We start from the raw sequence: 21,710 nt of genomic DNA on the forward strand, positions 1-21,710 counted from the left end.
TACGAACGCGCTAATCTTGGTCGTTTAAGTACGCTTGAAGCGACATATTAGTCCACTCACGCATCTTAGCTAAGTAATTTGCCTGCGAGTCCAAAATTTCTTTCGCTAACTCATCATTATCGGCTTGCTCTTTGAGTAAGGTTTCATTTGCCTGTTTAAGTTCATTAATGACCTCAGGCGGGAAGCTGCGAACTTTAATATTGGGGTATTCGGTACTCATTTTCGACCAACTTTGTGCATTTTCATGCAATGCTTGAGTATACATATCAAACGCAGCAACACGGAATGAGGTTTCTAAGATGATTTTTAAGTCCTCGGGCAATTTGGACCACACCTTTTTATTCACCAAAAACTGCGTTTCTGATCCCGGCTCATGCCATGCGGTGTAGTAATAAGGGGCAATTTTTTGGAAACCCATTCTTAAGTCGAACGCCGGCCCTACCCATTCAAGCGCATCGATTGTGCCGCGCTCCAGAGAAGTATATAGTTCGCCGGGTGCTATATTCGTTGGCTTTGCTCCGACCTTAGCTAATACTTCGCCCGCAAAACCTGGAATACGCATTTTTAGACCTTGTAGATCCTCAATAGAGTTAATTTCTTTTTTAAACCATCCCCCCATTTGTATATCTGAGTTACCACCAGGGAAAGACAAAAGATTATGAGGGGCATACACTTGCTGCATAAGCTCAATACCGCCCCCATGATAAAACCAAGAATATTGCTCCATGGTCGTCATACCAAATGGCATCGAAGAAAAGTATAACGTGTTTGGCACCTTCCCTTTCCAGTAATACGAACTTGAATGGCCTAAATCGTATTGTCCAGATTTCACCATATCAAAAACACCGAGTGGCGCCTTGTGCTTATTGGCAGAGTCAATTCGGATAATTAGTCGCCCATTTGACATTTCCTTGGCAAGCTTAGCCATATTTTTACTGGCGTCGCCCAAGATTGGCGTGTTAGGCCCCCAAGTTTCAGCCAACTTTAACCGGTAAACCTCTTGGGCCGCTTGCGCAGTAGAGATGCCCAACGCTACACCACTAACAATAAGCAGCGTGCTCACTCGACGAATGGTATTTTTGAATTCCATTTCTTTGATTCCTTTCTACTTTATTGGATTACTGTTACACCATGAGGGCTTGATGTGCCTATGTCAAAACGTTCATTAAAACTAACAGCCAAGACAAGCCGACACTTCTTCTCTATGGGTATCTAATAACAACGCATTTCACTAGATAAGCTACCTATCGCACTCTTCTCGACCCCAATTTGGGATACTCCTAGTACTCTTCGCATTTTTAAAATTGCGTTATTTATCACGATATTCGAAAAACGAAGAGTACCTATTTTGAAGTTGGTACTAAGTTTCTCAATAATCCGTCTACCACCTATTTCATAGAGGATACACAAGCAATAATGGAAAGAGTGAAACGTAACTATATTGAACGACTCTTTGCGGTAAAAAAATACCGATATGCCGGTAAAATAATCTACACCTTCCGCTGGCAATAGTCGTGCGATAACATGAATAATAATGTCTATGGCTAGGCATGCCCATAGGGATTGGGCAACCCTTACTTGCTCCCTGTCCACTACACAACGTCATATTTTCTCTGATAGGGACTTTGTTTACCTATCTTACGTACTTTCTATAGTGTTTGTTCCGCAACTCTGTTAAAAATAGCAAACTGATTTCTTTATCAATTGAACGCTATGAACTTGTCAACACTCAGTATTTTCATCCCCACTTTTTTCTTTGTCTCTATTACGCCAGGAATGTGTATGACACTTGCACTGACAATGGGTATGAGTATTGGGTATCGTAGAACGTTATGGATGATGATAGGCGAGCTGGTTGGGGTTGCGTTAGTAGCGCTTGCGGCCATACTTGGCGTCGCGGCCGTTATGCTGCGTTATCCAGATATTTTCGTGGTATTTAAAACCGTCGGTGCCAGTTATCTATTTTATCTTGGCATTCAAATGTGGCGTTCAAAAGGCAAGCTTGCTATTTCAGCCGATTCAACCAATGAAAAAGCACACAACGACTGGGACTTAGTCATGCAGGGTTTTGTCACTGCCATTGCTAACCCGAAAGGTTGGGCCTTCATGATCTCGCTATTACCACCGTTTATCGACCAATCCCAACCTATGACTGGACAAGTGTCTATCATGCTAGGAATCATCCTTCTAAGTGAATTTGTCTGTATGACCATCTATGCCACTGGCGGCAAAGGGTTAAAACGCACACTTGGAAACGCAAACAACGTACAGACCATGAATCGTATCGCTGGTACATTAATGTGTGGCGTCGGGGTATGGCTATTCTTAGGTTAAAATAAAGGCTCCTATAACAGGAGCCTTTGCCTCCATTGCTAATCCATCTCTATGCCTTACCCTTTTATTGAGTCACACCGGCAATAACCGCCGGCTCCCCCTCGACAAAAGGCATACTGCCAATATCAGCACTACCCGTAACTGACGTCGGCACATCAACAGCAGGATCTTGCAGAATGAGTGTGCTGCACTCTGAGCTGGATAACGGCGTCATCAATTCTTCGATTTCTCGAGCTTTAATCACATATTGCTGAGACCCCCCCATTAACACACCATCATTAATTGAGAATGCCGCACGATAGTGACTATTCTCACCGTTTTTGATACTTGGGATCCCCCAAAGGTCACCGTTACCACCGTAATTAATCATAAACGTTTGGCTAGCATAATCGCCAGCATCGCCACTACGGTCATTGAGTGAACTATGGATATAACTAAATTGAATGGGTCGATCAAAGCTAACGATATCGCCATTACCATCTCGTACTGTCGTTAATCGGTTCCACTCGTTTAGCCCCGTTTCCCAGACATAAAACTCTTGAACGATTTGTGGGTCATACATTTTCCACGAGTCCGTTACCGATTGACTTGAAAGTACCATAGGGCCCGTTCTTACCCCCCAATGGTGAGGCGTCGATTCTAACATGGTTGTGGTAACAGCAGAGTCAAACGCAACTCGCTCGCCGCTTGCGACACTCACCAGTGTTAACGCATTATCGCCACTAATTGAGAAGGTATAACTGTACGGTGCGTCATTGCCCGTTTCGAATGGGCTACTTTCCCCCCAATACTCGGCGACATGTTGCGCATCAATGTTACCAATTGGGCAATTGTCAAAACAAGTGAGCGTGATAGTGCCGTTGTTTGGTATTTGCGCATCACCGTTTTGGGAACCGTCGATAAACGTTTGCACATAATAAGTCATGTTGTCTTCACCACTTAAATACTTCACTTCTCCACCAAGTTGCTCCGAATACATATGAAGACTGTCGTATGCGTTTAACGAAATGGCAATCGGTGTGTCAAGTTGAACAATGCTCGGACCATTATCTTGCCAAGACAACTTAGCAACCTTCACAAATTGCTGATTACTATAATTCACTACCCATTGATCAAACGAACCATCTTGATACACAGCATCATCCCAATATTGGAAATCAATACCGTCTAGCTCCGTTAAAGCCAATGACTTGACACTATTTTTGATAAGGCGACCTGGCGCGGCGACAATTGTGAATGATTCTTGCTGATTATCACTTTCTCTGATCACACCATCACCGTGGTTGAACTGATGACCGTTTTCAGTCCAAATCCCCCAATAGCCAACAAACCCATAACTATCGGGATTACCGTTATCGGTCGAGTCATAGCGAATTGGAAAACCACTATTGATTTCCACCACTTCGCCCGTACTAGAGTCATATAAATCATAGCGATGAACATAGGCGGTTAACTCAGTTCGGCTAAGGCACTGTGTGGCAGTAACATGATCCCCAGATTTATAAGGCAAATCATCAAACCCACCATTTGTACTTTGTACTAATACTCTGTTTTCATTAAACGCCAATGCAAAAGATTGTCCCCCACTGCCATTGGAACCTGAATACTCTCTTCCCGTCAGTGCGACACCGTGAGTGCGGTCGTCAGACATGACGACACTCGCGCATTGTTTATAGCTTTCATTACCGCCATGATTACCTTGTTCATATAACGTAAATCCTATTTTTCCTTCTAGCCCAGATATCGTTTTAACTTCACCGCCACCGGATTGATTGTTTTGAGCAAAGTTATCAAAAAAATCAAAATTAAAAGTAAAGTCACCAAACGGATTCGCCTCCGTTGCTCCATCTCGTATTTGTGCTTTGAACTTGATGGCTTGCTCTCCTTCGTCACTCTTGCCCATATCAGGAAGCCAAACACTCACGTCCAAAGGGACATCATCTGAAATACGCTCAACAGTGCTGACCGCTTTCATTAATTTCGTTTGATTACCTCCCCCCGACGATTGACCAGTAGCACCTGATTTTTCCTCATCAAAACAAAGTGATTCGTCCGCTAACACCAGGTAAGCCCCCTGATTCGCAAACTCAACACTGTTGAATTGAGCAGTAAAACACAAAATACTATTCACCAGCTCAATCGGCTCTAGCGCTTCATTCCAAACATGAGTTCGTTGCTCCGCTAACGTGTACTCAGTATCCGTATCGTCATAAGCGCCATAAAGACCAAAAGGCGACAACATAAGTAAGATAAGAATTACATTATTCGTTTTCATTGGTCACTACCTCCAGTTGTTCAGGCAGCGTCAGCTGAGAAGTGGGTATAGTTTGATTCTGTGTATTCGTCTTTGAATCTCCGCCACTGCCATTACAACCAACCAATAAGGCGAGGACAAAGGTAATGATTACTACTTGGATATGAAAGATATTCATATTCCCTCCTTGTAAATCATGTCACGATTAAGCGTCTACCAACTGACTTTATTTATAATGTTATTACCAATAAGCTAGGATAATGTGAGCTAAGGTTTATAGAATAAAATCCCATATAGTTATGGCTTTTCCTTATAAACCACACAAACAAAAGGGTTTATGTAAGTAAATTACAATATGAGTAAAAATATCACTAATAGTAACGTCTCAGAATATGAGCATTATTAACAAACGGTCGAATTTAACCGTTTGTCATTCGAAACAACCGCATATAACCCCCATCTTCCATCAATTTGGCGATTAGTTACTCAAATCATCTACCCCTTTAGAGTAGTTTATTTCTGTAATTGATTTACATCATATATTAATTTTCTTTCACAATTAACAATGCGCGTAGACTTGAAGAATAACCCTTAGGTATTAATATGAGCAAGATGAAGCTTGTCGTGATCGGTAACGGCATGGTCGGTCATCGGTATCTTGAAGACTTAGTCGACAAGACCGATGTGTCCAACTTAGACATTACCGTTTTTTGCGAAGAACCGCGCGTCGCCTATGACCGTGTCCACCTCTCCTCTTATTTCTCTCACCATACGGCTGACGAACTTTCTTTAGTTAAAGAAGGCTTTTATGAAAAACACGGTGTTAATGTGTTAATCGGCGAACGCGCGATAAACATTAACCGTGAGAATAAAATCGTTTACTCCAGTACTGGTCGTGAAATCAAGTACGACAAGCTCATCCTAGCAACCGGTTCTTACCCGTTTGTCCCGCCAATCAAAGGCAATGAAAGTAAAGACTGCTTTGTCTACCGTACTATCGAGGATCTTAAATCGATTGAAGCGACTGCCAAGAAAAGTAAAAGCGGCGTTGTTATCGGTGGCGGTTTACTTGGCTTAGAAGCTGCTGGTGCATTGAAAGCACTAGGAGTCACCACACACGTTATCGAGTTTGCGCCAGTACTAATGGCAGAGCAACTTGACCTTCAAGGTGGTATGCAACTTCGTAACAAAATTGAACGCATGGGCGTTCAAGTCCATACCAGTAAAAATACGCTAGAGATCAAGCCTGAAGGTGAGACTGCGCGTAACACTATGGTATTTGCTGACGGCACAGACCTAGAAGTTGATTTCATCGTATTCTCGGCAGGTATTCGTCCACAAGACAAACTTGCTCGTCAGATGGGACTTGGCATTGCACCGCGTGGCGGCATTGAAATCAATAACCACTGTCAAACTACCGACGCCGACGTCTACGCGATTGGTGAATGTGCTTCTTGGAACCGTACATTCTACGGCCTCGTTGCTCCAGGTTATAAGATGGCAACCGTGGCTGTCGATCACCTTGTTGGCAACGACAGCCAGTTCGAAGGTGCAGACATGAGCGCGAAGTTAAAACTTCTTGGCGTAAAAGTTGGATCGATTGGCGATGCAAACGGTCGTACTCCAGGCTGTAAAAGTTACGTTTACCAAAACGAAGAACAAGAAGTATATAAACGCATCATTGTATCTGAAGACGGTAAGCAATTACTTGGCGCAGTAATGGTCGGTGACACGTCGGATTATGGTGACTTATTACAACTGAAACTCAACAACATCGAGCTTCCAGAACACCCAGACACCCTAATTCTTCCTGCTCACGCGGGTGCAGAAAAACCATCATTAGGCGCAGATTCACTGCCTGAAACAGCGGTTATTTGTTCTTGTTTCGACGTAACAAAAGGCAAAATAGCTCAAGCTGTTGCTGATGGTCACCACACCATTGGTGATATCAAAGCAGTCACGGGTGCAGGTACTGGTTGTGGCGGTTGTATTCCACTTGTGACTTCAGTACTCAATGCTGAGTTAGCCAAATCAGGTATTGAAGTTAAAAATGACGTTTGTGAGCACTTTGCTTACTCTCGCCAAGAACTGTTCCACCTGATTCGTATTGAAGAAATCAAAACGTTCGAAGAGCTGCTAGAAAAGCACGGCAAAGGCTACGGCTGTGAAGTATGTAAGCCACTAGCGGGTTCTATTCTAGCGTCTTGCTGGGGCGAGCATATTCTCAAGCCTGAGCTGGTTAAGCTTCATGACACTAACGATAACTTCCTCGGCAACATCCAAAAAGACGGAACCTACTCAGTCATTCCTCGTATGGCTGGCGGCGAAGTCACACCACAGGCCCTTAAGGTACTGGCGGAAGTAGCGGCTGAATACAACCTATATACCAAAGTGACAGGTGCACAGCGTATTGGCCTATTTGGCGCGCAAAAAGATGATCTTCCAACCATTTGGAAAAAATTAATTGCTGCGGGTTACGAAACAGGACAAGCGTACGCAAAAGCACTGCGTATGGCGAAAACTTGCGTTGGTTCAACATGGTGTCGTTATGGTGTGCAGGACTCTGTCGGTCTTGGCTCTCGTATCGAGAATCGCTACAAAGGCATTCGTACTCCTCATAAGATGAAGTTTGGTGTCTCTGGCTGTACTCGTGAGTGTGCGGAAGCGCAAGGTAAAGATTTAGGTATCATCGCAACTGATGCAGGTTGGAACATGTACGTGTGTGGTAATGGCGGTATGAAACCTCGTCATGCCGACCTACTAGCTTCTGACTTAGACGAAGCAACATTGATCCAATACATCGACCGTTTCATGATGTTTTACATTCGTACCGCTGCGCCATTACAACGTACTTCTGTATGGATGGACAACATGGAAGGTGGTGTTGATTATCTTCGCGAAGTGATTGTAGACAACAAGCTTGGCATTAATGAGCAGCTTGAAGCAGACGTCGCGAAGCTTATCGGTAACTTCAGTTGTGAATGGACAAATGCGGTTGAAGACGAATCTCAACATAAACGTTTTGCTCACTTCATTAACAGTGATTTACGTGATGACAATGTTGTTTTCGTACAAGAGCGTGAACAACACCGTCCAGCCACTTACACAGAGAAGCACCCTGATGCTAAGGGCGACATCCTACACGTAGAGCTGGAGAAATAATCATGGCATTTCAAAAAGTATGCGATATCCAAGACATCATTCCTGGAACTGGCGTTTGTGCATTGATTGATGGACAACAAGTAGCAATCTTCCGTCCAAGAAATAACGAAGAAGTCTTTGCTATTAGTAACATGGACCCATTTGCTCGCTCAAACGTGCTCTCTCGTGGTTTGACTTGTGAACACCAAGGGGAACTTTGGGTAGCAAGCCCGCTAAAGAAGCAACGCTTTAATCTAAGCACAGGTCTATGTCTGGAAGACGAACGTTTTAGCGTAAAAGCGTACAAGACACGAGTGACGAAAGGCAAAGTAGAAATCTCAGCCTAATTTCAAAGATTAAATAGCCTATAGGGGTTGTCCGTTCTAGCAACTAAGAACACGTTTCAGCCCCTATCACTATTCAATCTTAACTTTTAACTTAAACTTTTATAGGGACAATTTTATGTCTGATGATTTTAAACCTGCACAGTTCGTGCAAACCATGATCAACGTTGGCGAAGCAAAAACAAACACCAGCACTCGTGATCTACTCATCCGTAGTACGATGGCCGGTATCATTCTCTCTCTTGCCGTCGTGGTCGCAATCACCACGATCGTTCAAACAGGCATGGGCGTTGTTGGCGCACTCGTCTTCCCAGTGGGCTTTGTTATCTTAAGTGTAATGGGCTACGACCTTGTAACAGGTGTGTTTGGTCTAGCGCCACTAGCTAAATTTGCTAATCGCCCAGGTATTACTTGGAATCGTATTTTCCGTTGCTGGGGCATTGTTGGCTTAGGTAACCTAATCGGTTCTTTGATCGTCGCTTACCTTGTTGCTGTATCGCTGACAGGCAACTTCTCTCTTGAACTTAACGCAGTAGCAAAAAAATTCATCGCTGTTTCTACGGCTCGCAGCTTAGGTTTTGAAAACATGGGTATGGACGGCTGGATTACCTGTTTTGTACGTGGCATCTTTTGTAACCTTATGGTTTGCCTAGGCGTAATCGGTAACATGACGGCACGCTCTGTATCAGGACGCGTAGCAATGATGTGGTTCCCTATCTTCATCTTCTTCGCATTAGTGTTTGAGCACACGGTTGTTAACATGTTCCTATTCCCACTGGGTATGATTTTAGGTGCTGACTTTGGTATTGCAACGTGGCTAAATTTCAACTTAATCCCAACTATTTTAGGTAACATCGTTGGTGGTTTAGTGATGACGTGTATTCCTCTATACTTAACGCACGCTAAAACAGCACCAGCAATCAATGCAGAGACAGAGACTGCTGTTAATGCTGAACCTGCACTAAGCACTAAGTAGCTGACACTGTAATAATTAACATAATAAGTGCAGTCCCACGCAAGCGTGAGATTGCACTTAACTTGATTTGGCGATAAAAAGTAGCGACTCTATTCAGTCTTTTGAGTGTTACTCTTTATAATCAAATTTGACGGATAGGTATTATATGACCACCACTCCTAACCCAATAACGCGCGGCTTTGTTTCATTGGTTGGTGCAGGCCCCGGCGACCCTGACTTATTAACCGTAAAAGGCTATCGTGTCATTCAAGCCGCAGATGTTGTGGTTTACGATAGGCTTGTTTCAACCGAAATACTTGCCCTAGCAAAACCTAATGCTGAACTTATCTATGTGGGGAAAAAACTCGATTTTCACTGTGTTCCTCAAGAACAAATTAATCAAATTTTAGTTGATAATGCCTTAGCAGGGAAAAAAGTCGTCAGGCTTAAAGGTGGGGATTCGTTTATCTTTGGCCGCGGTGGTGAAGAACTGGAAACGTTGGCAGAAAATGACGTTAACTTTGAAGTGGTACCGGGCATTACTGCGGCTGCAGGCGCCACCGCTTACGCAGGTATTCCTCTCACCCACCGAGATCATGCACAAAGTGTACAATTTATTACTGGTCATGTACAAAAAGACGGGCGTGAGATTGAATGGAGTGCGTTAGCTCAATCGAACAACACGTTAGTCTTCTATATGGGCTTAAAGCAAAGTGGTCATATTACCAAACAGCTTATCTCTCACGGTTTAGAAGCTAATACGCCTTGCGCCATTATTGAAAATGGAACACGCAGGGAGCAGCGCGTATTTCAAGGTGAACTCCACACCTTGCCACAAATGGCGAGCGAAGCGCAAAGCCCTGCCCTTATCGTCGTTGGTGGCGTGACGCAATTGCACAATAAATTAAAATGGTTTGAGTAAGCTCATATATCACTGTAGTACCCTCCCCTTCTAATAATAAAACCAGCATTCATCGCTGGTTTTATTATTAATGGAGATTATGGTGCAGGGTTGGACACATCCCCCTCAGGCTCTTCCACCGGAATATACACATCTGAGCGTCGATTTTGAGATCGCCCATCTTTGGATTTATTGGATGCTATTGGCTCTGACTCACCAAAAGACTTCAATGTCGTATTTTGTTTCTCAATACCATACGCATAGAGTTCGTCTGCGGTACTCTGAGCACGATTGAGACCTAAGGCTTGATTGTAAGACTCACTACCGACCCAGTCTGTGTGCCCTTCAACTGTCACCTGAAAGTTATTGTCAGCAAGTTGTCGTGCAACACCTGACAACACATCTTTAGCTAGCGGTGTAAGATGATATTTATCAAATGCAAAATGTACCCGTGCGACCAAGTACCCTTTATCCGTCGCCTCACCAAACGAAGCAATGCCGAGATTTGAGATGTAAGTAAGGCAGTCACTTGGATCAGTCAATAAGGATGAGCGTTTTAGTAACAACATTTTTAGTTCATCGTCATTACTTGTCTCAGTCACCTGTATATAACCTTGCCGATGAGAGCCAACCCCCGTTATCTCTCCGATTGTGATCTTGTGGGAATATTCATAGTGCTTAGTTCCACAATATTCATTAATGAAAGTACTGGGGTCCTCTGCTAAGGCAAAAGAAGACACGAATACGCTGGTTGCAATCAATGCATTTAGTTTTGACATTCCTAATCACCCATACAGTCTCGTTACACCTGTACCACGAGATCCTTTTTTAATTAACTCTTCCAATACTTCGATAAAATCATCGGTATCAGTCACATCAATGATGTCTTCATCAACATCGATCACGCAGTCTTGAAAACCACTTTGTTCCGATGCCTGAAAATCAATACCAATAACCGCGATGTACAAACCCGGTATCTCTTCTCGTGCCTTATCACACATCCCTTCTGTCACTAGAGCACTCAATATCCCATTATTGGGGCTTTCCACACCATCACTTAAAACAATCACCATTTTGATTTTTTCGTCATAAGTGGCAAGCTCATCTTCGTCTGTCGTGTCAGGCTTACCAGCAGCAAGATGCTGAAATCCTCTTAACATTCCTTGGAATGCGGCTGTACTACCACTAGCAAACATATCGTCAATTTGGTCGATGTTATCCCTATCGCTCGTCAAAGCGATACTAAAAAACTGGCCAACACTCGAACTCCCATAACCACGATAAAGTTCATTATCCGTGACTCGATATTTAGTTTTTAAATCAGGAAAAGTACTCTCAAACATCTCACTAACGGTAAGTGAAAAGTTCACGTAATCATAAACATCTGCATGATATGAACGATTATCATCGTCCTCATCGATATCAAAGATACTCACCAATCGTTGCGCTTGCTTTCTCTCACCTGACTTCTGATTTGGACACTCACTCTGATCTTCTGAACAATCATAAACTTCCTCTGAACTGTATTTTCTCCATTTATTCCAGTTCACCTGTTCATAGCTTCGTTCAGAATCAGACGTGTCAACATCATCTCTATATCGTAGCTGGCTAACTGCAAATTCAGTGCCTGAATCATTCGTCTCACGCGTCCGAATATTAAAAGGTACAACTGCAATACGATTATCTAACTTACTGGATAGCCCACTTTGGTCGTCATCACTGCATGCATCTTCACCCGTTACAGGATCCGAGGTTATATCAGAACAAAGCAACTTATCTGCTATCGCCTTCACTGCCACTTTTAAGTCAGTAATTTTACAGTTTGAGCTGGTACAAGATGAACTGCTTCCCCACTGCCAACCCATTGAGCCAGAAAAGTCAGAAACAAAAACAATGTCGATATTTTTATCACCCAAAATGATTGGGTATTTTTTTGCAACACCAATACCGTTTAAATCTTCAGTTGTATCAAAGGAAGGAATAAGATCGCTTGAAAACCATGAATTGTGAGTCGTCGTCGCATTGACTGAATATTGTATGTATTCATCTTGTGTATCTGTTTGTGGCTGATGAACCCACTCTACGGCGACATTAGAAACTTGAATATTACGTACGTAGTCATGAATATAGGCACCTGAGATCCTCTGTTCATCAGCAGCATACGTATCACGCTTATCTTCAATCGTTTCAGCTATTGAAGCCGCTTTTGCGGCGTCTCTTAATCGGTTAGTTTCCTGAATGTAGCGCGTCCCTTCTACTGCCCAGAACGTCACTCCCAGAACAGGTACCAATGTAAAAGCCATCCAAACAGCGGCGATTCCCCGCTGCGCCTTCATCTTATTTCGTGTTAACGCATTTCGGTACTTCATATTACCTCCCCGCCACTACTGAACTAGATGTGATCGTGAAAGTAGGTGTTCCAGAGTTTCCCCAAAAATTTGCAAACCAAGAATCCGCTTGGTCACACAACGTCACTTGATACAACGAATAAATCGTACCTTCTTCTACAGGAGCCAATGCACCTTTTTCAGATATATCGGTAGCTTGACAACCTAATGCCTCATACGGTGCACTTGTATAGACGTCAACGCTCGTTTTATTGTGAAGGGCTTCTATCTTAATCGCCAAATCTGATTCTTCTTTTCCGAGCATTCTATACGCCAACGCCTGCATATCATCTCGGTCAGAATCATTTAATGTCGCGACTCCTCCATAAAACCTTGTTCGTTCTTTCAAAATATTAACTAACGCAAAGCTCACACGATCAAGTTGAGAACGAACCAATAATTTATGACTGATGTCAGTCATAAAAAGGTAAATTCCGAGAAACACGATCAAAACCATGGTCAGCTCAATGGCAAATGCGCCCTTCTGACTTCGTTTACTGTTATTCATTCTTCCCACCCCTCATGCTCAAGGTTTAACACGGTGGTTCTTGAAATAGTCTGTGGTCCGTTACCAAAAATGTTAATAATAGGCGTGTACTCATATGACAACGTCAGTTCAGCTAAGGTATATGCTCCGGTAAACCCTTCATCATCTTCTGATAGCCCAGTATTATTCACAAAGTCGCTGTAAGAATTGAAGTATTTACCTGTTAATGTAAAATTTTCATGCGGAGCCATAAAATTCCATAAATGGCCGTCTCCAGTCACCAAGTCATCAATACGAGTTTTGTAGTTATCATGAGTGCTACTACCCGCATAAAACTGGGTATTTCGCACGGTTTCTCGTAATGCATAATCGACAAGATTGTTCACATAAATGTGGTAACTCGACTCGAATATCATCAACGTCGTAAGAATCAACACCATAGCACCGATTGCAAACTCGACTGTTGTTACCCCTTTCTGACGCTTTTTTTGAGCACACATAACAACTAACCATCAAATTCATAGAGTTGTCTTGAAATTAACGACACTTGCGATTCGGTATAGTCACCATCCAAGAGTTCTCTTGCTTGTCCAAATTGACCAAGTTTGAAAAAAGCTATCGCTAAATTCGCCTTGACCACCTCATTATTTGGATTCTCCTTGAAAACAGGGGCTAACAACTCCGTCACTTGCACATAGTTTCCTTGTGCAAGAAAAATTACTGCCAAATTGTTCTTCACTGTGACATCGTTATGTCCTTTTAATCTCGCCTGATTAAATTCCTTTTTTGCTAATTCAAAGTTGTCCAACTTACTGTATGAAATTCCCGATAGAACATGAATTTCACTGGTTTTATTTCCTAAACTGGTTGAGTGTATATAGCGCTCAATCGCCAATTCACTTTCGCCTTTCTTGTCATGAATTTGCCCTCTTAACTGATGCAACTGCCAATTATTCACGCCTTGCTCTAAAAGGTGATCAGCATAAAATCTTGCAGACTCTACATCACCTTTACCGAAATAGACTTCTGCTAACTCTTGTGTCACTTTGAGGTCATCTGGGTTATTCTGAAGGTGCGTTTTATAATGCTGAATAAGTCCTTCATGATTATCTACTCTTTGCATACTCGCCACCAACTCTTGCTCAGTCGGTGCGGTGCTAGTGGCGCAACCAGATAACCACATCGTTGCAATAAGCATCAAAATCCATTTAACATTCATGTTCACTGTCCTACATTAAAATCGACCTGCATCACACCAGGCGCTAGAATTAAAATGACAATCGGAAACATAATTAACAAAATAAGCGGGACACTCATTTTGGCCGCTAGTTTCCCTACTTTTTCCTCGATATTTAGTAATTGTATCCGTCTCATATCTTCTGCTAGATCACTTAGGATATTAGCCACAGACGTTCCATAGTGAAGGTTTTGAACAATCGTAAGTACAAAGCTCTGAACCTCTGGAGCAGGAAGTCGAATGTTTAAGTCATGAAGCGCTTTCTCTATTCCGTGTATTTTGCTGGCATCAGACGTTTTTTTAATTTGATAACTTAAATGTTTATCAAACGCCGATAGTTCCTTATGTAAATAACTAAACGACGCTTCAATTGTCATACCAGTCTGCACACAAACGGACATCATATCGAGCAAATATGGTAAACTCCGAGATATTTTTTTTACCATATAACGCTTCCGAGCTTCTAATAAAAAGTCAGGTACAATAATAATCATAACGATAGAAACCATCAGAGCCGCAAGCTTATTGACAACCGTCATTTCAAGAAAAAATATTGCAACACTCACTACGACAGCGACCACTATTTTCGATGGTAAATAATATTTGGCGAGGCTTTTGTTGTAATAACCAGCATCGAGTAGTTTCTGCTCCAAATCTTTTCTTTGCTCTTTAGCAAAACCAATGATAATTCGATTGGATTTAACCGGTACTAATGGTTGGTTTTTCATCATTAGCCCAGACAGTCTCTTCTGACGAGTGTGCGTACGAAAAACTTCAGAAAATAAAAATACTACTGCAACGAAAATTATGAACACACTTATTAACATCATCATAATTTCACCGCCTTAACCAGTAACCAAACGATGAATAGTCCGAGCAACTCACTCCCTACTACGTAATACAAGATATATACACCTTTTGAGTCGTAGAGGATAAATTCAATATTGGCAGGGTTAACTTGGTATAAAATGAAAGCAAAAATTAACGGGATAGCTGCGACAACTTTTGCAGATATTCTCGCCTCTGACGTCATTGCCATTTTTTTACTTTCCATCGTTCTTGCGTCGACTAGCACTCGGATTAAACGAGCTAGAACACCTCTAAGCTGCCCTCCTCGACTAATATTTGCCCTTAAAGTCACCGTAAAAAAGATAAACTCAGGATATGGAAAGCGTTTACTGGCTCTTAACAATACTTTTTCGGGTGACTCACCTAGCTTCAAGCGGTCCCCCATATTTTTAAACTCTCTTCCTACCTCATTATCTAAATTCTGTCCAACAAAGCTAATCGCTTGCATCAAACTTTCCCCTGCTGAGACCGCACTCATCAGGATATTAAGGGCATCCGGAAAGGTTTGCTGAAACTGCTTTCGACGACGCCCAAGTAACCATTGATAACCAATGAACGTGAGAGCCAACATAACTAGGATTGACACCACTAGTGCATTATTTTTCAAAAACTGAAAGCCTATGTACCACGCAACAAAAGCACTAGCAGCGAGGTAAAGCATCACAAATAGATTCGCTTTTGGTCCTAGCGATTGTGCCGAAAAACGGTAAGATTCTCGTGCACGTTTCAACCCCTTTTTGGGAACCAACGAACCGACATTAATCGCAGAAGCTGACTCTTCACCTATTTCACCTTCAGGGAAATAATCTGCAATATGATGCTTCTTCCCAGTAATAAGCAAGATAGCAACAACACCAAATAGGAAAAGCGACAGCCAAATCATCATAATTTTGCTCCTTGGAACGAGCTCATTAACTCTTCATACAAGCCATAAAATTGTGCTTTTTTAACCAATTCAGAACGCTGCATAATACCTTCGGTGACATACTTTCCTTTTACTGCTTCACCGTAGCCCGACTCTTGGTACTCAAATCGATAAAGCTCCTCCATCACAACACTTTCGCCTTCTAACCCAACGATTTCAGAAATACTGGTAATCTTCCGAGTACCGTCTCTTAAACGGCTTATTTGAATAATGATCTGAACAGCGCTGACTATCGAACGACGAATAGCGTCAAGAGGTTGATTCAAATTAGCCATCATGATCATTGACTCTACACGACTTATCGCATCTCTCGGAGAGTTGGCATGCAATGTTGACATCGAGCCATCATGACCTGTATTCATTGCTTGCAGCATTTCGAATGCTTCGGGACCACGACACTCCCCTAGGATAATTCGGTCAGGTCTCATCCTAAGTGCATTAATGACTAAGTCCCTTTGTGTGATGACACCGGTATGTTCAATGCTTGCCGCTCTGGTTTCTAACCGCACCAGGTTTGGTTGCTGTAAACGCAGCTCTGCCGCATCCTCAATGGTGACGATCCGTTCATCTTCAGTGATATATTGAGAAAGTGCATTTAACAGTGTTGTCTTACCCGAGCCTGTGCCTCCTGAAATGAGTACATTCATTCGACAACGTGAAGCTATAGACAAGACTCGCGCCATATCCAATGTCATAGAACCAAAATCTACGAGATCTTCTACGCCGATATGTTGTTCACGAAACTTACGAATTGAAATGGAAGTTCCATCGAGTGCGATAGGAGGAATGACAATATTAACCCGGCTGCCATCTTCTAAACGGGCATCAACCGTAGGAGAAAGCTCATCAACGCGTCGCCCAACTCGAGCAGCAATCTGTTTTGCTATTGCTAAAACTTGTTCTTCACCAACAAATGAAATGTCAGAACGATGGATTTTGCCATCCCGCTCATAAAAAATATCAGAAGGACCATTAATCATAATGTCGGTAATCGTTTGGTCTTCTACCAGTGGTTGAATTGGTCCTAAACCAAACAATTCATCCATCATACTTTTTACTAAACCACTTTTCATCATAGCGGTTATTGGTCTTTCAAAACTATTGGCTAATACGTCCACCGCACTTCGGATTTGATTTTCGATTTCCCGCTCAGATAACGTTTGAATTGCTTCAGGGTCAAGCGCCTCAAATATCTGAGAGCGAAAGGCTACATAAATTTCTTTATTTGAAATCATAATATGCCCAACCTATGTAGTAGACCTTTTTTACTAACAGGCTGACCATTAACAAGACGCACCAATTGCTCAATTGAGTGATTGATATGCTTATCATGCTTATATGCTCTTTTCCCGTCTACATGGAGGTGAGGTAAGTTTTTGCAATAATCAAAATCTAAATCTACGCTCGAACCGAGATACTTCTCCAATTCATTTCGCTCAATTACAAAGCTCTTATCGGGTCTATGATGGTTCACAGCAATGATAATTCGCGTACGCTTTCGCGTCGCGTCACGGATCGAGTCAAGATTAGATATTAGTGATTTCGCTTTCCTTACCGCAGCGACCGAAGGTTCGATAACAAGGGTAACCACATCGTAATTTTCAATAAGTAACTTGCAATCAACCTGAAAGTCGACACTTCCTGAAAAGTCTTCCACGATAAAGTTGGTATTCCGAGTTAACAAATCACATAACGCTTGGTTGTAGTTAAGTAGGTCGGCTTGAGACGCCTCACCTTGAAGAGATAATAGGCGTAGATCCCTCGCTACTGGATGCAGATAGTTCATAGCACCATCAAGATCTAACTCGTGCATAGGCACTGAAAATTCATCTAATGTTCTGGGTACATGATCGGTAAGGCCAAGCAATACGTCGATATTACTGTCATTGTATTGATGGTCGACTAAAATCGTATCTACACCGCTGCCCGCCATTTTTGCACTTAATTCTGCTGCAATGAAAGACGTACCAATCCCCCCTTTACTACCCACTACAGCGACCCTCTTCGCCCGTCGCTCTTTACTCACACCTGAATAGGATTTGAGGTCGTTGTGAACATGCATAACAAATTCAGCAAATTCATACTTATTAATTGGCCAAAAAACATAGTAAAAACCCATTTCTTTGAGTGACCGCAATGTCGAAATAGCATCTTCCTGGCCAATAATCACCACCCCTTTATGGGTAGGCAACGTTGCAGCAATCGCTTTTGCATCCTCAATAACGCTCGCCGATTCGTTAAGCTCAACAATAATCAGGTTGCTATCTTGCTTGGCATAAAACTGGCTATCGACTTTATGTGCATCAACGCTATTGGGAACATCCCATCCCTCAAATTCAAATAACTCCTCAACTAAAGCTCGACATTCATCGGTCTGAAAAACTAACGCACATCCTGCAGGCCCTGACGTGCTTGATGCGCTTTTCTTCGGTGCTTCTGTTTCAGGAAGCCTTTTTTTAATATCAAACATTAGATTCCCTCCACCAAACGCTCTTTATGAGCAACTTGCTGTACTCGAGCTGCCTCAGAAAAACAATTTCGACTCACGTCGTCTGATTCAATTTTTGAAGGTTGGCATGGCTTCATTATTAAGGTATGGAAAATAATCGTAACCTTGACGTCACTGCTTAAGCCGGTGTTACGCTTAGTCGTAAAAACTTCCGCACGATAGGGCAATAACTTCTTATCTTTTAGCGATGCCTCAAGCATCGATTTTGCGCGAGCGTCTTTATACTCAATGGTATAAGAGGCTCCTGAATCAATGTCATCAACTGACTCAAAAATTTGCGACAACTTTTCTAGGGCTTGAGGCTGAGTTTTAGCGGAAAATTCGTAAACATGCTGTTCCGGATAAACCAACAGTTCAGCACCCTTACCGTTGTAATATCGTTCACTACAACCGGAGAGGAAAAATATTATGAGCATTCCTTGCCATAGTTTCATTGGATGAACCCTCCTTTTGACAACAATTCAATAGTTGGACTATCTCCGCTATTTGTTTCTTCTGGCTCAGAGATGTTTAACCACCTGCGCAATGTATTGGTTTTGCTGATATACGGTAATTGGATGTCTTTTTTCTTCATCGGCTTAACCAGATTCACCGTCGCGACGATTAGTAGCTCTGTTCGTCTTCTATCCGTCGACGATTTTCGAAAAGCGGCGCCGAGAACCGGAATGTCGCCAATAATTGGGGTTTTTTGAATCTCCTCAAAATCGGTACTGCTCATCAATCCACCTAGGACAAAACTATCCCCATCTCCAAGTTCAATGGTGGTCATTGCTCGGCGAGTCGCAAGTTGCGGAACTTCAATTCCGGCAGCCCGGATGTATCGTTCTACCTCACTCACCTCAGGGAAAAGCTGCATTCTTATCTTTTCTTCAGATAAAACTTTCGCGGTCAAATCAAGTTTGATACCAAACTCTTTAAACGTGATATTGACATTATTATTTGTTGACACGACAACCGGAATTTCACCACCAACTAGAAAACTTGCAGATTCACCCGAAATCACCGTCAAATTGGGTTCAGCCAATACTTGGGCGATATTTTCATTACCGAGTGCTGTGATGAGTGTTGTAAGATCCGCAGCTTGAAATTGCTGGAATAGAAATTGACCGACATTTGCCCCGAGCGATGACCAATCAACCCCAACCGTTTCAGCAAACCGTTCTGTCACTTGTGCGACAGATATCTTCACGTTAACCTGCTGCACGGTCGCTACTTCTAGCTGTTCAAGGATGCCGTCCCACGTCATATTTCTTGCAAAGATCATGCTTTCAGGCTCTTCTAGGTCAACATTGTCAGTTCGAAACTCTAGCTTTTGAGTCTCATCCCATCTTTCGGTTTTTTCTCGACCGAGTAACGTTGCCACCATTCTGTAGATGTCATCTCTTTGTTGTTCTGAGTGAACAATGCCGCTTACCGCAACTTGGTTTCCGACAGATTCAATTTTTATATCAACTTCAGAAAAGTGCAGCTTGATCTGGCGACGAACTTGACTTAAATCTATGTCGGCAATAATTCTGTCCGACATAAGTAGTTTTTCAGATTCGCCGTACACCATTAAGCGAGCTTGACCTACCGCTTTTGCGAAAACGACAATCGTAGTTTCGTTAATAACGTTATAATCGACTACCTCTGGGTCACTGATAAACACTTTAGTTATACGGTCATCTAATTGAATATGTTTAGCATCATTGACCGTAATATATTGTTGACCGGCATAAGCACTAACTGCACAGGCAAATAATAATATTGCGGTGAGTGTGCGTATCCAATGCACTTGATAATTGTCATCCATTACAATTCACCCTCACGTCCGTTCTTATTTTTTGAACCACGCATTTCTTCTATACCAATGTAATTGCTCATTACATTCCGTACATCGGCGTACACCGGTTCTTCATATTCTCGACTTCGATACACTTCAAGGTGCATCGTTCGTTGAGCAAGTGCTAGCCTTGCAACTTCTGTGGGAGGGATTTCGATAATAATAGTAGTAAAGCCATCATCACTTTTTGCCGCTACTGGTTTCAACTTGGACTCTTCGTCTTCCCCACCCATATTGAGCACTTTAATATTTTGTAAAAATAATGTTGCTGTTACCCCTTTGAATCGTATCGGTTTTTCTACCGCTCCAGATAAATTAGAGCTCGGGGAACTGACGGTAAGAATATCGATACGCTCACCAGGTCGTATAAAGTCACTGATTAGATTTTTATTACTAACAACGAGTGGATAAAGAGTCATGCCTTCAGAGACAAGTAAATCGATATAACCGGGATCATTTTCCCGCGTAATATATTCAGGAAGAACTAAGGAACCTTGCAAAATGTTTCGATTAAATAGCGTTGAAGGACTAAAATCCAGCTCTACATCTGAGCGTAACCCCTCATCTAATGCCACTGTCAGGGGCATTTGTTCACGCTTCAATGCGTCCGTCGTAATAACCTCTCCACGGTCAATGTTCTGGTTTGCGCGCCATACCGTTATGTATTCGACAGAATCTTCTTCGAGCCGTGGCGATTCCTCTTTAACAACAATAGGCGCACCTTTATTGCTGTTTAACACGCTCTCATAGATTCCATAGCCACCAACTAATATAGCTATGAGAGCTACGAACATAATTATTCGAGATCTCATACTCTCACCTATCAAATATATAATTTATATATTGTGCTAAAGAAGCCAAGACTTATCGCGATACCATAAGGTAATCCAGCTTCTCCACCTTCTGGAACAAATCTAAGTACGCGGTATTTAACTAGGTATAATATCGATAACATCCCACCGACAATCGCCACATTAAATATTGCATCACCAAGATAGTGAATAGGAATGGCTATAGAAAACGCCAACATAAGTTTAACGTCACCGCCACCAAGAATATTAAGCCCAAATGCAGTGAGGACAATAACACTCACAATACAAAGGCTTAAGAAATGCATGGTTAGTTCCTGCTTTGTCTCCAACAACAATAAGATGGAACACATAAAAATAATAACGCCAAATATATTACTAATTTTTCGCAACGCTACATCACTTGCGCAAACTAAAGCACTAGTAATGAGCATCACGAATATTAGCATGAATTCAATAGATTCAAATTTGGCTAACAAAATAGCTATCTTTCTAAGAAGACGCTGTAGAAATGTTAGTTGCGACGGTCCCAAAAGCAGTTTCTAGGTTTGCGACAAATCCGCCATCTGCCGTTAACACCGCAGCTAATAACACGGCCATCGCTACTGCAATTAAGCCATACTCAATGGCCGTTACACCGCGTTCATCTGCTTTAAGCCCATTAAGAAAGTTAGTCGCTTTTACATAAAGTTCAGTCATCATGGTAATATTCCTTCTATCAACTGTTTGCACTTAGCATTGATAACTGTAGGTGTC

General features: G+C 42.4%; 22 protein-coding genes. 5 read left to right on the forward strand and 17 right to left on the reverse strand.

Features of this window, described 5'->3' with window-relative positions:
- Window positions 1-10: 10 nt before the first annotated feature.
- Window positions 11-1,090, reverse strand: a complete 1,080-nt coding sequence (locus tag L4D74_RS03710) for a TRAP transporter substrate-binding protein (RefSeq protein WP_428750774.1) — start codon at window positions 1,088-1,090, stop codon at window positions 11-13.
- Window positions 1,091-1,713: 623 nt separating this feature from the next.
- Between L4D74_RS03710 and L4D74_RS03715 the strand changes: the two genes are divergently transcribed.
- Window positions 1,714-2,334, forward strand: coding sequence for a LysE family translocator (locus L4D74_RS03715; RefSeq protein WP_428750775.1), 621 nt, complete (start codon window positions 1,714-1,716; stop codon window positions 2,332-2,334).
- A 64-nt stretch (window positions 2,335-2,398) separates the two neighbouring features.
- Here L4D74_RS03715 and L4D74_RS03720 read toward each other — a convergent pair whose 3' ends face one another.
- Window positions 2,399-4,609 (reverse strand): hypothetical protein, encoded by a 2,211-nt coding sequence (locus tag L4D74_RS03720; RefSeq protein ID WP_428750776.1) that lies wholly within the window; start codon window positions 4,607-4,609, stop codon window positions 2,399-2,401.
- The gene (locus L4D74_RS03725; RefSeq protein WP_428750777.1) at window positions 4,596-4,766 is read right to left on the reverse strand and encodes a hypothetical protein; all 171 of its coding nucleotides are present in this window, start codon (window positions 4,764-4,766) and stop codon (window positions 4,596-4,598) included. Before L4D74_RS03725 ends, L4D74_RS03720 begins: the two co-directional genes overlap by 14 nt.
- A gap of 425 nt (window positions 4,767-5,191) precedes the next feature.
- On the opposite strand from L4D74_RS03725, the gene nirB reads away from it, so the two are divergent.
- From nirB to cobA, 4 genes are all read left to right on the forward strand, one after another.
- Window positions 5,192-7,750: a nitrite reductase large subunit NirB gene (nirB, locus tag L4D74_RS03730; RefSeq protein ID WP_428750778.1), complete on the forward strand. Its 2,559-nt coding sequence runs from the start codon at window positions 5,192-5,194 to the stop codon at window positions 7,748-7,750.
- A gap of 2 nt (window positions 7,751-7,752) precedes the next feature.
- Window positions 7,753-8,076, forward strand: coding sequence for a nitrite reductase small subunit NirD (gene nirD, locus L4D74_RS03735; RefSeq protein WP_428750779.1), 324 nt, complete (start codon window positions 7,753-7,755; stop codon window positions 8,074-8,076).
- Between the two features lie 115 nt (window positions 8,077-8,191).
- Window positions 8,192-9,049 (forward strand): formate/nitrite transporter family protein, encoded by an 858-nt coding sequence (locus L4D74_RS03740; RefSeq protein WP_428750780.1) that lies wholly within the window; start codon window positions 8,192-8,194, stop codon window positions 9,047-9,049.
- Between the two features lie 145 nt (window positions 9,050-9,194).
- Window positions 9,195-9,950 carry a uroporphyrinogen-III C-methyltransferase gene (cobA, locus tag L4D74_RS03745; RefSeq protein WP_428750781.1) on the forward strand — a complete coding sequence of 252 codons (756 nt, stop codon included), beginning with the start codon at window positions 9,195-9,197 and terminating at the stop codon, window positions 9,948-9,950.
- 77 nt (window positions 9,951-10,027) lie between these two features.
- Here cobA and L4D74_RS03750 read toward each other — a convergent pair whose 3' ends face one another.
- Genes L4D74_RS03750 through L4D74_RS03815 form a run of 14 tightly spaced genes read right to left on the reverse strand, consistent with a single transcriptional unit; the run spans window position 10,028 to window position 21,656 of the window.
- Window positions 10,028-10,708 carry an OmpA family protein gene (locus L4D74_RS03750; RefSeq protein WP_428750782.1) on the reverse strand — a complete coding sequence of 227 codons (681 nt, stop codon included), beginning with the start codon at window positions 10,706-10,708 and terminating at the stop codon, window positions 10,028-10,030.
- 6 nt (window positions 10,709-10,714) lie between these two features.
- On the reverse strand, window positions 10,715-12,298 hold the full coding sequence (locus tag L4D74_RS03755; protein ID WP_428750783.1) for a TadE/TadG family type IV pilus assembly protein: 1,584 nt from the start codon (window positions 12,296-12,298) through the stop codon (window positions 10,715-10,717).
- A 1-nt stretch (window position 12,299) separates the two neighbouring features.
- Entirely contained in the window at window positions 12,300-12,824 is a 525-nt protein-coding gene (gene tadF, locus L4D74_RS03760) for a tight adherence pilus pseudopilin TadF (RefSeq protein ID WP_428750784.1), read from the reverse strand.
- Entirely contained in the window at window positions 12,821-13,303 is a 483-nt protein-coding gene (locus L4D74_RS03765; protein ID WP_428750785.1) for a TadE family protein, read from the reverse strand. Before L4D74_RS03765 ends, tadF begins: the two co-directional genes overlap by 4 nt.
- 5 nt (window positions 13,304-13,308) lie before the next feature.
- Window positions 13,309-14,022, reverse strand: coding sequence for a tetratricopeptide repeat protein (locus tag L4D74_RS03770; RefSeq protein ID WP_428750786.1), 714 nt, complete (start codon window positions 14,020-14,022; stop codon window positions 13,309-13,311).
- A 2-nt stretch (window positions 14,023-14,024) separates the two neighbouring features.
- Window positions 14,025-14,873 carry a type II secretion system F family protein gene (locus tag L4D74_RS03775; protein WP_428750787.1) on the reverse strand — a complete coding sequence of 283 codons (849 nt, stop codon included), beginning with the start codon at window positions 14,871-14,873 and terminating at the stop codon, window positions 14,025-14,027.
- Window positions 14,870-15,772 carry a type II secretion system F family protein gene (locus L4D74_RS03780; RefSeq protein ID WP_428751161.1) on the reverse strand — a complete coding sequence of 301 codons (903 nt, stop codon included), beginning with the start codon at window positions 15,770-15,772 and terminating at the stop codon, window positions 14,870-14,872. Before L4D74_RS03780 ends, L4D74_RS03775 begins: the two co-directional genes overlap by 4 nt.
- On the reverse strand, window positions 15,772-17,049 hold the full coding sequence (locus tag L4D74_RS03785; RefSeq protein WP_428750788.1) for a TadA family conjugal transfer-associated ATPase: 1,278 nt from the start codon (window positions 17,047-17,049) through the stop codon (window positions 15,772-15,774). The genes L4D74_RS03780 and L4D74_RS03785 overlap by 1 nt, the downstream gene beginning before the upstream one ends.
- Window positions 17,046-18,284 carry a CpaE/TadZ family protein gene (locus tag L4D74_RS03790; protein ID WP_428750789.1) on the reverse strand — a complete coding sequence of 413 codons (1,239 nt, stop codon included), beginning with the start codon at window positions 18,282-18,284 and terminating at the stop codon, window positions 17,046-17,048. Before L4D74_RS03790 ends, L4D74_RS03785 begins: the two co-directional genes overlap by 4 nt.
- The gene (locus L4D74_RS03795) at window positions 18,284-18,757 is read right to left on the reverse strand and encodes a hypothetical protein (protein WP_428750790.1); all 474 of its coding nucleotides are present in this window, start codon (window positions 18,755-18,757) and stop codon (window positions 18,284-18,286) included. Before L4D74_RS03795 ends, L4D74_RS03790 begins: the two co-directional genes overlap by 1 nt.
- A complete protein-coding gene (locus L4D74_RS03800; RefSeq protein ID WP_428750791.1) occupies window positions 18,754-20,115 on the reverse strand; it encodes a type II and III secretion system protein family protein in 1,362 nt (453 codons plus the stop codon). The genes L4D74_RS03795 and L4D74_RS03800 overlap by 4 nt, the downstream gene beginning before the upstream one ends.
- Window positions 20,115-20,957: a Flp pilus assembly protein CpaB gene (gene cpaB / locus L4D74_RS03805; protein WP_428750792.1), complete on the reverse strand. Its 843-nt coding sequence runs from the start codon at window positions 20,955-20,957 to the stop codon at window positions 20,115-20,117. The genes L4D74_RS03800 and cpaB overlap by 1 nt, the downstream gene beginning before the upstream one ends.
- Window positions 20,958-20,968: 11 nt before the next feature.
- The gene (locus L4D74_RS03810; protein WP_428751162.1) at window positions 20,969-21,403 is read right to left on the reverse strand and encodes an A24 family peptidase; all 435 of its coding nucleotides are present in this window, start codon (window positions 21,401-21,403) and stop codon (window positions 20,969-20,971) included.
- Window positions 21,404-21,446: 43 nt separating this feature from the next.
- Window positions 21,447-21,656 carry a Flp family type IVb pilin gene (locus L4D74_RS03815; protein WP_428750793.1) on the reverse strand — a complete coding sequence of 70 codons (210 nt, stop codon included), beginning with the start codon at window positions 21,654-21,656 and terminating at the stop codon, window positions 21,447-21,449.
- Window positions 21,657-21,710 lie beyond the last annotated feature (54 nt).

The organism is Vibrio cionasavignyae (assembly GCF_050337155.1).
GTDB classification, from domain to species: domain Bacteria; phylum Pseudomonadota; class Gammaproteobacteria; order Enterobacterales; family Vibrionaceae; genus Vibrio; species Vibrio nomapromontoriensis.